General features: G+C 52.7%; 13 protein-coding genes. All 13 read left to right on the top strand.

Annotation, left to right across the window (positions count from 1 at the left end; all coding sequences use genetic code 11):
* Positions 1 to 10 precede the first annotated feature (10 nt).
* The 13 genes from GO984_RS11760 (at position 11) to GO984_RS11705 (ending at position 15,143) form a co-directional block, all read left to right on the top strand.
* The gene (locus tag GO984_RS11760) at positions 11 to 940 is read left to right on the top strand and encodes an ABC transporter permease subunit (protein ID WP_157022720.1); all 930 of its coding nucleotides are present in this window, start codon (positions 11 to 13) and stop codon (positions 938 to 940) included.
* 2 nt (positions 941 to 942) lie between these two features.
* Complete coding sequence (locus GO984_RS11755; RefSeq protein WP_157022719.1) at positions 943 to 2,745, top strand: ABC transporter ATP-binding protein; 1,803 nt, start codon at positions 943 to 945, stop codon at positions 2,743 to 2,745.
* 87 nt (positions 2,746 to 2,832) lie between these two features.
* On the top strand, positions 2,833 to 3,531 hold the full coding sequence (locus GO984_RS11750) for a fumarylacetoacetate hydrolase family protein (protein WP_157022718.1): 699 nt from the start codon (positions 2,833 to 2,835) through the stop codon (positions 3,529 to 3,531).
* Positions 3,532 to 3,795: 264 nt separating this feature from the next.
* Positions 3,796 to 4,830, top strand: a complete 1,035-nt coding sequence (locus GO984_RS11745) for a TRAP transporter substrate-binding protein (protein WP_138162838.1) — start codon at positions 3,796 to 3,798, stop codon at positions 4,828 to 4,830.
* 75 nt (positions 4,831 to 4,905) lie between these two features.
* Positions 4,906 to 5,490 (top strand): TRAP transporter small permease, encoded by a 585-nt coding sequence (locus GO984_RS11740; RefSeq protein WP_157022717.1) that lies wholly within the window; start codon positions 4,906 to 4,908, stop codon positions 5,488 to 5,490.
* Positions 5,487 to 6,992 carry a TRAP transporter large permease subunit gene (locus GO984_RS11735; protein ID WP_167740307.1) on the top strand — a complete coding sequence of 502 codons (1,506 nt, stop codon included), beginning with the start codon at positions 5,487 to 5,489 and terminating at the stop codon, positions 6,990 to 6,992. Before GO984_RS11740 ends, GO984_RS11735 begins: the two co-directional genes overlap by 4 nt.
* Before the next feature lie 329 nt (positions 6,993 to 7,321).
* Positions 7,322 to 8,875 (top strand): benzoate-CoA ligase family protein, encoded by a 1,554-nt coding sequence (locus GO984_RS11730; RefSeq protein WP_157022716.1) that lies wholly within the window; start codon positions 7,322 to 7,324, stop codon positions 8,873 to 8,875.
* Between the two features lie 167 nt (positions 8,876 to 9,042).
* Positions 9,043 to 10,704, top strand: coding sequence for a 2,3-epoxybenzoyl-CoA dihydrolase (boxC, locus tag GO984_RS11725; RefSeq protein WP_157022715.1), 1,662 nt, complete (start codon positions 9,043 to 9,045; stop codon positions 10,702 to 10,704).
* 84 nt (positions 10,705 to 10,788) lie between these two features.
* Positions 10,789 to 12,240, top strand: a complete 1,452-nt coding sequence (boxB, locus tag GO984_RS11720) for a benzoyl-CoA 2,3-epoxidase subunit BoxB (protein ID WP_157022714.1) — start codon at positions 10,789 to 10,791, stop codon at positions 12,238 to 12,240.
* Positions 12,241 to 12,300: 60 nt separating this feature from the next.
* On the top strand, positions 12,301 to 12,477 hold the full coding sequence (locus GO984_RS23360) for a hypothetical protein (protein ID WP_167740306.1): 177 nt from the start codon (positions 12,301 to 12,303) through the stop codon (positions 12,475 to 12,477).
* The gene (gene boxA, locus GO984_RS11715) at positions 12,474 to 13,667 is read left to right on the top strand and encodes a benzoyl-CoA 2,3-epoxidase subunit BoxA (protein ID WP_157022713.1); all 1,194 of its coding nucleotides are present in this window, start codon (positions 12,474 to 12,476) and stop codon (positions 13,665 to 13,667) included. Before GO984_RS23360 ends, boxA begins: the two co-directional genes overlap by 4 nt.
* Complete coding sequence (locus GO984_RS11710) at positions 13,668 to 14,114, top strand: acyl-CoA thioesterase (RefSeq protein ID WP_157022712.1); 447 nt, start codon at positions 13,668 to 13,670, stop codon at positions 14,112 to 14,114.
* 111 nt (positions 14,115 to 14,225) lie between these two features.
* Complete coding sequence (locus tag GO984_RS11705; protein ID WP_157022711.1) at positions 14,226 to 15,143, top strand: helix-turn-helix transcriptional regulator; 918 nt, start codon at positions 14,226 to 14,228, stop codon at positions 15,141 to 15,143.
* The last annotated feature ends 31 nt before the right edge of the window (positions 15,144 to 15,174 follow it).

The raw sequence follows: 15,174 nt of genomic DNA, 5'->3' as shown, positions 1-15,174 counted from the left end.
GGGGCGCAACATGTTTGGAAGCTCTCAAAAATCCGCCCAACTGGCCGAAGAAGTCACTGATTTCACGGCTGTTCAGGGGCGTTCGCTCTGGCAGGATGCGCGCACGCGCTTTGTACAAAACCGGGCTGCGCGTACCTGCGTCTTAATCCTAGCCTTGATCGTCGCCTTCACCATTTTTGGACCTTACTTCGCGCAATGGAACAATGAAGAAATTGACTGGGACATCATGGGGAGCGCTGCGGAGCGGGGAATGCCATCCTTTGCGACGGGACACTACTTTGGTGTCGATGACTTGGGGCGGGATCTCTACAGCCGGGTCATTCAGGCGACCACAACATCATTACTAGTCGGATTGGTTGGCGCTGCAATGGCGCTGTTTGTTGGAACGATTTACGGCATTATTTCTGGTTTTGTTGGTGGCCGTGCCGACAACATCATGATGCGAATTGTGGACATACTAATGGCGATCCCCACTGTCTTAATCATTATACTATTGCTGGTGGTCGCTGGCCGCTCCTTCTTTATGCTGTTTATCGCCCTTGGTGCGGTCAGTTGGCTTAGCATGGCTAGGATCGTACGGGGGCAAACACTCGCCTTGAAGCACCGAGAATTCATCGAAGCTGCACGAGCCTCTGGCGTCAGTGAGATCACCATCATGTATCGACATATTCTACCGAATTTGTTGGGGGTGGTGATCGTCTACGCTTCGTTGTTGGTGCCCGAAATGATTTTGGCGGAGAGTTTCATCTCCTTCCTCGGTTTGGGGGTTTCGGAGCCCTATACTTCGTTGGGCAGTCTGATTTCCGAAGGTGCAGGTACGATGGCCTATGGCACACTGTGGCAACTGGCCTTTCCCCTATTTTTTTACGTTACCATTATTATCACTATGTTTTTCATCGGTGATGGTCTGCGTGACGCGCTTGACCCCAAGGACCGCTGATTATGAGCCTGCTAAGTGTAAAAGACCTCAGCGTTGAATTTTCCACACCAGATGGGGCCGTGGCCGCAGCCAAAGGGATCTCCTTTGATATCCAGCCAGGTGAATGTCTAGGCATCGTAGGTGAAAGTGGATCGGGTAAAAGCCAGACTTTTATGGCGGCGATGGGACTGCTGCCGCCAAATGGGCGGGCGAGTGGTTCTGTTAAATTGAATGGCAGCGAGATCCTTAATTTGGCCATCCCCGAATTAAATCACATTCGTGGCAGTGATGTTGGGATGATTTTTCAGGATCCCCTAACCGCGCTGACGCCTCATCTTCGTGTCGGCGATCAAATGCGAGAAGTTCTGCAGGTTCACGAGGGGATTGTCGGCAAGGGGGCCCGGCAACGTTGCCTCGAGTGGTTGGATCGGGTTCGGATCCCCGAAGCTGCGCGCAGATTGGATCAGTTTCCGCACGAATTGTCTGGGGGTATGCGCCAGCGGGTTATGATTGCCATGTCTATGCTGTGTAATCCGAAACTGTTGATTGCCGATGAACCTACAACGGCGCTGGATGTGACTGTGCAGGCAGAGATACTCGAGCTTATGGCTGGGCTGCAAAAAGAGCAGGGCACTGCAATTGCACTGATTACGCATGACATGGGGGTGGTCGCTCGGATGTGTGATCGCATCCAGGTCATGCGACAGGGCGAGTTTGTTGAAGATGGCGATGTTCGTGAGATTTTTCACGCCCCCAAACACACCTATACGCGTGCCTTGTTAGAAGCGATGCCCCGCATTGATGCAGCTGACGCGCCACAGATGTTCGAGGCCAAAGCTGAACCAATCCTGCGGGTTGATGACGTCAAAGTTCATTTCCAGATGAAAATGTCAGGCGGGTTGTTTGGTCGTCATGTCCCGCTCAAGGCAGTGGACGGGGTCAGTTTTGAAATCCGTCAGGGTGAAACTCTTGGTGTGGTGGGGGAAAGTGGTTGTGGGAAATCCACCCTGGCACGAGCAGTTTTGCAACTGATAGAACCTACCGGCGGCGGTGTGAGTTGGTTGGGTCAGCCAATTGTAGGCTTGAAGCGGTCCGAACTGAACAAGTACCGGAAAAACCTCCAAATTGTTTTCCAGGACCCTCTGGCCAGCTTGGATCCGAGGATGACGATTTCTGCGTCTATTGCTGAACCACTCCTTACTTATCGACCCGACCTGACCACTCGTGAGCGAAAAGAGCACGTGGCGGCAATGATGGAAAAGGTAGGCTTGGAGCGGCATCTGTTTAACCGTTACCCACACGAACTGTCAGGGGGGCAGAACCAAAGAGTTGGTATTGCTCGGGCCATGATCAACCAGCCCAAATTGATCATCTGCGACGAGGCGGTATCGGCGTTGGATGTGTCTATTCAGGCGCAGATCATTCAACTTTTACGTGATTTACAGGCTGAATTTGGTCTTGCGATGATTTTCATCAGTCATGATCTATCGGTGGTGCGGGCGATTTCTAACAGGATCATGGTACTATACTTGGGACGCGTGGTTGAGCTGGCGGATGGTGAAACGATTTGTTCGCAACCCCTACACCCCTATACTAAATCTTTGATTTCGGCAGTGCCAATTCCGGACCCGGATATTGAGCGGTCTCGAAACCGCCTTAAAATACCAGGCGAGCTACCCTCTCCTTTAGATCCGTCTGCTGCACTTCGGTTTTTGCCCAGCCGACTGAATACTGGGGAAATCGGATATATACCCAAGCTGCAAGAGATAAACCCAGCTCATTTTGTTGCAGAACATGATCCATTGGATGTGATTATGACCGACTAGAGTTTACCTGTGCGGATGAACAAGGGTGCAGGCCATTGGTTGCCATGTTATGAATTCCGCAAGCCGCTGTGGTGAGGAGTGCGATCAATGGTAAATTCTCTATTTCAACTACCTGAAGTACCTTTGGTACCGGTAAGAAATGAAGAGGCGGGGTACCCAGTTGCGCGAATTTTTTGCGTGGGACGAAATTATGCTGCTCATGCCGCAGAGATGGGGGTCGAAGTCGACCGCGAGGCACCGTTCTACTTTACAAAGTCACCAGCCAACATGGTTCTAAGCGGAGCAGAGACTCCTTATCCACTTGGTACCGACAATTTCCATTATGAAATGGAACTGGCCCTGGCCATTGGCGCGCCGCTATTTCGTGCCACTTCCGAGCAGGCGCGCGCGGCGATCTATGGGTATGGCTGCGCATTGGACATGACACGACGTGATTTGCAAATTCGAGAGAGGCAAAAACAACGACCGTGGGATCTCGGTAAGGATGTCGAAAACGGCACAGTTATGGCGCCGTTGACCCGCGCCAAGGAATGGGGATCTCCCGACGCGCAGCGGATATTTCTGAACGTTAATGGCGAGATCCGTCAGGATGCGACATTGGCCGAACTGGTCTGGTCGGTCGAAGAGATCCTTTGTCATTTATCGCAGTTCTATCACCTGCGCCCCGGCGATCTGATCCTTACCGGTACTCCAGCAGGTGTCGGCCCAGTTGTCGCCGGCGATATCATTGAGGGTGGGATCGATGGGCTTGACCCTATTTCCCTGAGTTTGACGGATTTGAGATGAAGCTTGAAATATTGTTTGCTTGCGGCAAAGTTTCCGGAAACTTTGTTGATTGGAAAATGCATGTTCATGGTTGATAGTTACAAATGCGCCTAATAGCAGGTGTGTAACCGGTTTGTTTTATGAACCAGACATAGGTGGCGGCAGCTCTGTAGAGCAGGGCACGCGGCCTTTGGGAGAAAGAAACGAGAATAATTTGGCATTATATTGCAAACTTCAAAAATGAAGGCATTATATTGCGTGACAACGGTCCTAGGGAGGAATCACATGACCACTCGGAGAAAGCTACTCGGCGCCTTTGGTGCTGCAGCCATCATGGCGATGGGCGCATCATCAGCAATGGCGCAGGAAGTTACTTTGAAACTGCACCAGTTTCTGCCTGCACAGGCCAATGTGCCAAAACTGATCCTGGATGTCTGGGCGGATAAGATCGAAGAAGCGTCCGAAGGCCGCATCAAGATCGACCGTTATCCATCCATGCAGCTGGGTGGTAAGCCGCCAGAGCTGATGGATCAGGCCATTGATGGCGTTGCCGACATTGTTTGGACTGTGGTTGGCTACACCCCAGGCCGCTATCCGTCGACAGAAGTGTTCGAACTTCCATTTATGATGACCGACGCCCGTGCTGTGTCACGCGCCTATTGGGAAATGTTCGAAACCCACATGAAGGACACCGAGTTCAAGGATCTTAAAATCCTCGGCACTTGGGTTCACGGTCCTGGTATGATCCACACTTCAGATCCAGTGGAAACACCTGATGATCTGCGTGGCATGAAAATCCGCGGTGGTTCGCGCTCGGTCAACTCACTACTGACCGAACTTGGCGCAACTCCAGTTGGTATGCCAGTTCCAGCGGTACCTGAAGGTCTGTCCAAAGGTGTGATCGACGGTACAACTATCCCATGGGAAGTCACTGCAGCGCTGAAAGTTCCAGAACTGGTCACAAACCACACCGAATTCACTGGTAAGGCGCTTTACACGCTGACTTTCGTTCTGGCGATGAACAAGCCCAAATTTGATAGTCTACCTGCTGACCTGCAGCAGATCATTGATGACAACTCGGGCTTGGAATTCTCAGTGTTTGCCGGTGGTACGCAGGCCGATTCCGATGGTCCTTCGCGTGAAATGGCACTGGACATGGGCAACAATGTCATCACCCTGGATGCAGAGCAAACTGCCGAATGGCGTGTGCGGGCTCAGCCTATCTATGATAAATGGCTGGCTGACATGACTGAAAAAGGTATCGACGGTCAGGCGTTGATCGACGAAGCAACTATGCTGATCGAGAAGTACTCGAAGTAAGTCTGGTACTCATCAAAGGGCCGCGGCGATGACTTCGCCGCGGCCTTACTTGTGACGCGAAAGGAATGCGTAACTATGCACAAGTTCATGCTAAAGCTGGCCAGGTTCATGGCTGCTACCGGTGGGTTAGTTCTCACGCTGCTGATTTTTCTGACCTGTCTTTCAATAACCGGTCGCCTGCTAAACGGATTTTTTCACGGCAACCTCATGCAGGGCATGGCGCCTGAATTGGCTGAGTGGATGATCGCGATTGGTGTTGGTCCCATCAATGGAGATTTTGAACTGGTTGAAGCAGGTGTAGCCTTTGCTATCTTCGCTTTCTTACCGCTTTGTCAAATCACCTCAGGGCACGCATCGGTTGATATTCTGGCGAATAGTTTTTCGGCTCGTGTAAATAGATTTTTGCGCATGGTGACCGAAATTGTTTTTGCTGGAGTTTTGGTTCTCATCGCGTGGCGACTTGAGGCTGGGATGATTAGCAAACTGAACAATGGTGAAACTTCGTTCCTACTCGAATTCCCTGTCTGGTGGGCCTATGCCGCCAGTCTGGTTGCCGCAGTGGTTGCTGCCATAGTTGGCCTATACATGGGTGCAATTCGCACCTTCGAATTTCTTACCGGCCGCATCCTGATCTGGGACGGCGTGGAGACTGAACAGTGACTGCTCTTGAAATCGGAATTGCCTCTTTCCCGCTCCTGATGGTGCTGATCTTTCTGCGCGTCCCCATTGGCCTGTCGATGTTTCTTGTTGGTCTGGGTGGGCTGATGATCGTCACAGACGGTACACTCGTGGCGTTTGGTCGCCTTAAAAACGAGACCTATTCGACGTTTTCCTCCTATTCCTTGACCATCGTGCCGATGTTCTTGCTGATGGGACACTTTGCGACACTCGGCGGTATGTCCAGCGCCCTGTTTAAGGCAGCCGAGGGGTTTCTTGGCCACCGCAGAGGTGGTGTCGCGATGGCAGCCATTGGTGCTTGTGCTGGTTTTGGCGCGATCTGCGGTAGTTCGCTGGCCACTGCGGCCACTATGGGGCGCGTGGCGCTGCCGGAGTTAAAGCAATATGGTTATGCAGGCGGATTTTCAGCGGCTACCTTGGCGGCTGGTGGTACTCTTGGTATTTTGATCCCACCCTCGGTAGTGCTGGTGATCTACGCCATTCTGACCGAGCAAAACATTGCTAAACTGTTTCTTGCGGCCTTTATTCCCGGCTTGTTGGCGGCATTCGGCTACGTGATTGTTATCTCTATTTATGTTCGCCTGTTTCCCGAATCTGCTGGCACACGACCAGCAGTTCCCTGGGGCGAACGCTTTGCGGCGCTGTTCAAGGTTTGGCCAGTGTTGATGGTGTTTGGTCTGGTTGTTGGAGGCATTTACTTGGGTTGGTTTACCCCGACCGAAGGTGCTGCAGTGGGGGCCTTTGGCACCGGGTTGATTGCCTGGCTGAATGGTGGCCTGAATCGTGAGAGTTTGACTGATAGCTTTATGGTCACGGCTCGCTCAACTGCGATGATCTTTTTCATCGTGCTGGGTGCGGGCTTTTACAATGGCTTTCTGGCCCTAACAAAGGTGCCGCAAGAATTGGCTGACTTTGTTGTCAGTCAAGGCTTTAGCCCATGGATGGTACTGACGCTGATCCTGGTTTTCTATCTGCTGTTTGGCTGTTTAATGGACAGTCTCAGTATGATTCTTCTGACCATTCCAATCTTCTTTCCGGTGATCTCGGCAATGGACTTTAACATGGTCTCGCTTCCTGCCATGCAGGCGAGCGCAGCGATGGAAGTGCTAAATGCCGGGGTGCCCGACGGCATGGCGGATGGGATGCTTGCCTCGATACAAGAGGCTATTGCAGGCGGTATGGAGCTGACCCGCGACCAAATGAAAGAGTTGGGCATTCGGGTGACTGAAGGCATGGCAAACCGGATCGAGGCAGAATACGTTGCCATCTGGTTTGGTATTCTGGTTCTGATCGTGGTTGAGGTTGGCTTGATTACTCCACCAGTTGGGATGAACCTGTTCATCATCAACGCGATGGACCGTAAGACCAAGATGATCGACACTTACAAGGCGGTGATGTTCTTTGTCGCCTCAGACCTGATCCGTGTGGTCATACTGGTGCTGTTCCCAGTCATTACGTTGCTGCCACTCATGTTGATGCACTGACCAGATAGATTACAGTCTCCAATCCGCAATGAGTAATCGGTGATTACACGTTGCGGATTGGTCATGCCTTCGACCTCATGTTGACAAGATGAACTTGGAGCGGCCCGACTTGGTGCTTGCTCACAGCATTCATGGGCTGTTGTTTTCGACAGTTTGTCAGCAGCCAAGTATTTTCGCGTGAAATTATGATGCATTATCATGCATGAAAATTGCGCAATATGTTGCATATCTCTGAAGCGGGTGCATTATGGCCCTTCGAATGCGTATCATCGGGGAGGGTGGTACATTGCCGGAGACACGATCCGGCCGTCGTAGAGGGAGAATTACAAATGACAGCCAGCTCAAATGCAGCCAGCTACTTCGTTGACCGCCACCGTCAGGAACGCTCAGACAAAATTGCCTTTCGTGAGGCTGCCGGCAAGCGACGCAGTTTAAGTTACGGTCAATTAGCCAAAGACAGTGACTTGATCGCCGGAGCATTGCGTAGCGCAGGTATTGCGCGTGAAGAGCGCGTAGCCATGCTGGTGTTGGACACGATCGAGTTTCCACAGATCTTTTGGGGTGCACTCAAATCTGGTGTGGTACCGGTGCCCATTAATACCCTGCTTGCAACCTCGGTCTACGAAGCCATTTTGCGTGACAGTCGCGCCAGTGCTTTGTTTGTCAGTGTAGAGCTATGGCCCGTGGTACAGGCCGCTGTCCAGATCGTACCTGAATTGAAGCAGATTGTGGTCATCGGTGGCGAAGCTCCCGAAGGCACCATTAGCATGGCCGAATTCATGGCGGGTGCAGATCCGCTGCAGGCGGTAACCTGCTCTGCGGATGAAACAGCATTCTGGCTTTACTCTTCGGGTTCGACTGGACAGCCCAAAGGAGTACGGCACGTGCATGGGGCGCTGCGGGCCACTGCTGAGACATATGGCGCGCAAGTGCTTCAAATTCGTGAGACTGACGTGGTGTTTTCAGTCGCCAAACTATTTTTTGCCTACGGAATGGGCAATGCGATGACCTTCCCAATGGCGGTGGGTGCGACAACGATCCTGTTCCATGATCGCCCAACGCCTGATGTTGTGTTGGATATCCTGAGAAACGAGCAACCAACAATATTTTGCGGCGTGCCAACGCTCTATGCGGCTACATTGGCGAAACTCGAATTGGCAGCCAAACCAGATGCGTCGCTAAGGTGCTGTATTTCAGCTGGTGAAGCGCTGCCCAAAGATGTCGGGCGAAAATGGCGAGATCTCTGGGGCGTTGATATTCTGGATGGCGTTGGGTCCACTGAGATGCTGCACATCTTTCTCTCTAACGCACCGGGAGACGTGACCTATGGAACCTCGGGTGTGGCAGTGCCTGGATATCAGTTGCGCCTGGCAGATGAGGCGGGAGATGAGGTTGAGCAGGGCGAGATTGGTGAGTTGTTGGTGCGTGGGGACTCGGCGGCAGAGGGATACTGGAACCAGCGAGACAAAAGTCGAGCAACTTTTGAAGGGGAATGGACCCGCACCGGCGACAAATACGAGCGCGACCCACAAGGGCGCTACATCTACTGCGGTCGTACGGATGATATGTTCAAGGTTTCGGGCATCTGGCTATCGCCATTTGAAGTCGAACAGGCTCTGGTCTCGCACCCATCGGTGTTGGAGGCAGCTGTCGTTGCCGTTCGCGATGGGGAAGGCTTGGAAAAACCAAAAGCACATATTGTGTTAAAGGAAGGTGATGCCAGTCCCGAGTTGGCAGCCGAGCTGAAAGCCTTTGTCAAAGAGAAGATCGGCAAGTGGAAGTACCCCCGTTGGGTAGAGTTCGCGGAAGACTTGCCTAAAACGGCCACAGGTAAAATCCAAAGGTTCAAACTCCGTGAGAAGGACGAAGGAGGTGGCTTGTGAGCTCCAATTGTTCAGCCCTTGCATTATTATGCACAATTTGCGTGAGTGTCGTAGACTGTTTGGTTAGGTTGAGTGGGTATATTCTGCATTATCGTGCACAAAATGCTTTACGAACATCTTTGAAGTGCGATATGCTGCATTCAAGGCCGGTATAAGGAACGCGCGTGATGACACAGATAATTGACTTTCAAACTGACCCGTCAAACTATCGCCACTGGCGGGTGAGCTATGACGGTGAAGTCGCCAACCTGTTCATGGATGTAGATGAAGATGGTGGGTTGTTTGAAGGCTACCAGCTCAAGCTGAACTCTTATGATCTGGGCGTTGATATAGAGCTAGCCGATGTGGTGCAACGGATGCGGTTCGAGCACCCAGAAGTCAAAGTGGTGGTGATGCAATCGGCTAAGGAAAAAGTATTCTGCGCCGGGGCCAACATTCGAATGTTGGGCGGTGCCAGCCATGCGCACAAGGTGAATTTCTGTAAGTTTACCAATGAAACCCGCAACACATTCGAAGCTGCCGAAGCGGATTCGGGGCAGATGTACATGGCAGCAATCAAAGGTGCTTGCGCCGGAGGTGGCTACGAACTCGCGCTGGCCTGCAATTACATCATGCTGACCAACGACAGCGCTTCCTCGGTTGCTCTGCCCGAGGTGCCGTTGCTGGCGGTGTTGCCAGGCACTGGTGGGCTGACACGGGTGACGGATAAACGCAAAGTGCGCCGTGATCTTGCGGATGTGTTCTGCTCGATTGAAGAAGGTGTCAAAGGCCAGCGCGCGGTAGATTGGAAGCTGGTCGACGAAGTGATTGCCAATTCCAAGTTTGACGCAGCGGTGACTGATCGCGCGGCAGAGCTTGCCGCGGCCAGTTCTAAGCCATCGGGTCTGACAGGCATTGAACTAACACCGCTGAATCGCAGCTTTGGTGACGATGGTTCAGTGACCTATTCCACGGTAGAGGTCGATATCGATCGTAAAAATGGTCGTGCCAATATCACCCTAAAGGGGCCGGACGAGGTTGCTCCGGCTGACATGGCTGCCTTGCAAGCGCAGGGGGCTGAAGCCTACATGTTGCGGCTGGCTCGCGAATTCGATGATGCCCTGCTGCATCTGCGATTGAACGAACGTGAAATCGGGCTGGTTGTGTTTCGCACTCAGGGCCACCCTGAAGTTTTGCTGGCTCATGAAGAACTGTTGTTGTCCAACAGTGATCACTGGCTGGCGAACGAGATCCTGAAATATTGGAAGCGGGTGTTGAAGCGGGTCGACATGACGTCTCGTTCAATGGTGGCACTGGTCGAGCATGGGTCTTGCTTTGCCGGAGTGTTGGCTGAACTGCTGTGGTCAGTCGATCGCAGCTACATGATGCTAGAAGAGTTCGAAGGCGACAACCGGGCTCTGGCCACCATAACTCTGAGTGAGTCGAACTTTGGTTGCTATCCAATGGGGAATGGTCTGACCCGCCTGCAAACCCGTTTCCTGGGTGATCCGGAAAACGTTGATGCGCTGAAAGAACAAATGGGCGAGCCATTGGATGCTGACGCCTCTGATGACTGTGGTCTGATCACCTATGCCTTTGACGACATCGACTGGGAAGACGAAGTGCGGATCTTCATGGAAGAACGTGCCAGTTTCTCCCCAGATGCGATGACCGGTATGGAGGCCAACCTGCGCTTCGCAGGTCCGGAAACCATGGAAACCCGTATCTTCGGTCGCCTCACCGCCTGGCAGAACTGGATCTTTCAGCGTCCCAACGCAGTAGGACCTGAGGGTGCCTTGCAGCGCTACGGAACAGGCAAGCGCGGCGAATACAACATGGAACGCGTCTGACACACAACGGTGCGTGCAAGCACGCACCCCACCTTGAACCCGTAGGGTGTGTGCTTGCACGCACCGCCCAGTAGGAGGAATAATATGCTCGACCTGATTAATGTTAGCTATGACACTCAAATTCCAAATAACGTTGGCCTAAGCAGCGACAAAAAGGTGCTGAAGGCGCTTGAGAAATGGCATCCCGGGTACATTAACTGGTGGAACGACCTGATTCCGCAGCAGTTCCAGCAAAGCATGATCTATTTGCGCACTGCGGTTTCTGTCGATCCCAAGGGCTGGGCCAAGTTTGATTACGTGAAAATGCCAGAGTATCGCTGGGGAGTGCTGCTTGCTCCACAGGTCGAAGGCCGTACTATTCCGTGTGGTGAGCATTACGGCGAGCCCGCTTGGCAAGAGGTCCCAGGCGAATATCGCAATATGCTGAAGCGGATGATCGTGATTCAGGGCGATACCGAACCGGGATCGGTTGAGCAGCAACGTTTCCTGGGCCTGACCGCACCGTCTCTCTATGATATGCGCAATTTGTTTCAGGTGAACGTCGAAGAGGGTCGCCATCTCTGGGCGATGGTCTACCTGCTGCAAAAGTATTTTGGCCGGGATGGTCGTGAAGAAGCCAACGATATGCTGATCCGGTCTTCTGGTTCCGAAGAAGCACCACGGATGCTGGGTGCGTTTAACGAGGAAACGCCGGATTGGCTGTCCTTCTTTATGTTCACATATTTCACCGACCGCGACGGCAAGATGCAGTTAGAGAGCCTGGCGCAATCGGGTTTTGATCCGCTCAGCCGCACCTGCCGGTTCATGCTGACCGAAGAAGCCCACCACATGTTTGTGGGTGAAACCGGGGTAGGGCGCACTATTCAGGCCACCTGTGATGCAATGAAAAAGGCCGGGATTACTGATCCATATGACATCGACAAGATCCGTGATTTGGGTGTCATCGACCTGCCTACGATCCAGAAAAAGCTAAACCTGCACTACACTCTTTCATTGGACCTGTTTGGCCAAGAAGTATCGACTAATGCAGCCAATGCTTTCAACTCAGGCATCAAGGGCCGCTTCATGGAGCAGCGGATCAAGGACGATCACAAGTTGACCAACGACAGCTATATGGTGCGTTCGATCAAAGATGGTCGTATCGTCTCAGAGGAAGTCCCAGCACTGACTGCGATCAATATGCGGTTGCGCGATGACTATGTAAAAGATGCCGCTGGCGGTGTCGGGCGCTGGAACAAATTGATTGCCAAACTGGGGGTCGAATTTGAGATGACCATACCGCACGAAGGCTTTCACCGTAAGATTGGTGTCTTTGCAGCAGTTAACATCTCGCCTGATGGTGATATCCTTCCCAAAGAAGAATGGGATGCCCGAGCAAAGGATTGGCTTCCAACCAAAGCAGATGGCGATTTCATCCAATCTTTGATGAAACCCTGTATGGAGCCGGGCAAATTCGCCAGTTGGATTGCGCCGCCGAAAGTAGGCATTGATAATAAACCCGGCGATTTTGAATACGTGCAGTTGCACATGGCCTGATGCCCACAGACCCGGCGCCATTTTTGGGGCCGGGTTGTTTCACTTCACGGAGGATTCGCAATGAAAATCAGCCGCACCAAAGCAGAGACGCCTAATATCAATAACCTGTCAGACCAAATTGTCGGCCTGAAAGGGCCATGTGTGGGCTGTACCAACTGCACTGGTATGTGTCAGGCATTGATCGATGCACTAATTCTACCTGACCTAATCCTGAGCAAATCCAACAGGCCCCAATGACCCAAGCTGTAAAGCAACACCTGATCGATCCCGAGATATGCATCCGCTGCTATACCTGCGAGATGACATGCCCCGAAGAGGCGATCGTGCATGATGATGTCAATGTGGTTGTTGACGCGTCCAAGTGTAACTTTTGCATGGATTGTATCCCGGTTTGCCCAACCGGTTCGATCGACGAATGGCGGGTGGTCACAAGCCCATACTCAGTTGATGATCAATTCACTTGGGAGGAAATGCCGGAACAGGCAGATATTGCCGAAGGTGGGGAAGCTGAAAGTGGCTTGGAAGCCCTGGACGAAGCTATGGCAGAGCTGTTGGCCAAAGCGCACGCGGGTGCTGGTGGAAAAGCCAAAGCCCCGGCCAGTGCCTCCAAGCCCTCGATTAATATGTATAACCTTGGCAAACCGGCCACCGCACGAGTTCAGGGCAATTATCGGTTGACTGAAGAAACCAGTGATGCCGATGTCCGACATATTATTCTTGATCTTGGTGGCTTGCCATTTCCGGTTCTCGAAGGTCAAAGCATCGGGATCATTCCACCGGGTACTGATGACAACGGTCAGCCGCACTTGCCGCGCCTGTACTCAGTTTCAAGCCCTCGCGACGGTGAACGGCCGGGCTATTTGAACATTTCGCTGACGGTCAAACGAGAACCGCAGGGCGTGTGTTCAAATTACGTTTGCGACCTGGCGGCGGAGGATGAGGTTCAGCTAACTGGCCCGTTTGGATCTACTTTCCTAATGCCCAGCGATCCACAGGCCGACATATTGATGATTTGTACCGGCACCGGATCAGCTCCGTTTCGCGGCTTCACTATGCGCCGCCAGCGGGTCTCGCCGCAGGACAAGGACAGTATGACACTGGTGTTCGGCGCTCGCCGACCGGGGGAATTGCCCTACTTTGGGCCGCTCAAGAAAATCCCAGACAGTTTTATGGCCAAGCATTTTGCATTTTCCCGTCAAGAAGATGCGCCCAAACAATATGTGCAGGACCGTCTGCGCGAGGAAGCGGATCGGGTGGCAAAGCTGTTGCAGAACCCGAATGGGCATATCTACATTTGCGGACTAAAGGCGATGGAACAGGGGGTCGAAGAGGCCTTAAGGGATATCGCCCGTGGTATCAATTTGAATTGGCCTGAGTTGAGAGATAGCATGCGTGACGACGGAAGATATCATGTGGAAACTTACTGAATGACATCGCAGGAAGCATCAACAGAACCAGCTAATTTCATCCATCAAATTCGGGTTGGCTGGGGCGACTGTGACCCGGCGCAGATTGCCTACACCGGTCGTCTCCCTTGGTTTGCGCTTGAAGCAATCGACGCTTGGTGGGAGCATGTTCTAGGCGGTGACGGCTGGTTTCAGATGGAGTTGGACCGTGGAACCGGAACACCATTTGTACACATGAGCATTGATTTTCGGTCACCGGTGACACCGCGTCATAGGCTGATCTGTGAAGTTTGGCCCTGCAAACTGGGAGGCAGCTCCATCGCGTTTCGGGTCAATGCGCGGCAGGATGGTAAGCTGTGCTTTGAGGGCAAATTTGTTTGCGTTTTCATCGCGCCCGAAACATTCACAACAAAGCCAGCACCGCCTGACATTCGCGATATTGTGACCCCACTCCTCCGGCCTGAGTAATCCTGTAACCGCAAAATAATGCAGGTTCTCTGCTGTTAGACGGGTTTCTGTTTGAACGTGCGGCTTAGTCGCTTTAGATTCGTGCAATATGTTACACATTTCGGCAACCTTATGAGTGAAATCACCAATTTCCGCGGCGAGACCAGTTCGGTGTCGGATAGCGATCAAATCGACACTTCGGTATCGGCCCTAATCGCGCGGGTGGGTGAGCGGGTTCGTCGAGCGCGTGAACGCAAAGGTATTTCCCGCCGTGTTCTGTCCGAACAATCCGGTGTGTCGCCGCGCTATCTGGCTCAGCTTGAAGGTGGTGAGGGTAATATCTCGATCGGGTTGTTACAACGTGTGGCAATTGCGCTGGATCATCGTATTGAGTGGTTGACGGGTGAAGAGGACCCGTGGACATCGGATGCAATGCGCGTCGGTGATTTGTTTAGCAGTTCCAGTGTAGCTACTCAGCAGAAAGTGATGAGTTTGCTGGCGCCCGAACCAGAGGCGAACCTGCGTGCGGGGCGTATTTGTCTGGTGGGTTTGCGGGGCGCTGGTAAATCTACACTTGGTGCGCTGGCAGGGCAGGAACTTGGACTTCCCTTTGTCGAGCTGAACTCGGAAATTGAAGCTCAAAGCGGTATGCCGGTAGATGAGGTCATGGCGCTGTATGGACAAGAGGGATATCGCAAGCTGGAGGCGCAAGCGATTTCACGGATTACCGCCACACATGACAGTTTGATCCTGGCCGCAGCAGGTGGTGTGGTGGGTGAACCAGAGACCTACAACAGCCTGTTGACCGGGTTTCATACCATTTGGATCAAGGCGAGCCCGGATGAACACATGTCGCGGGTCCGTGCACAGGGGGATGAACGCCCAATGGCCGGCAATCCCGAAGCGATGGAGCAGTTACGATCCATCTTGACCAGCCGTGAGGCGTTGTACGGCAAGGCGTTGGCGCAGCTGGATACCTCGGGGCAGGGAGTTGAAGAAACCTTGGCGGGTTTGGTTGATCTAATCCGAGATCGAGGCTTTTTAGGTTAGTTCAACCCCATTCTGACAGTTTTGAATGTCG

It is taken from the genome of Parasedimentitalea huanghaiensis (assembly GCF_009753675.1).
Taxonomy (GTDB): Bacteria; Pseudomonadota; Alphaproteobacteria; order Rhodobacterales; family Rhodobacteraceae; genus Parasedimentitalea; species Parasedimentitalea huanghaiensis.
Note: the sequence above shows the minus strand (reverse complement) of the source record. Positions and strands in the feature narration are given on the sequence as shown.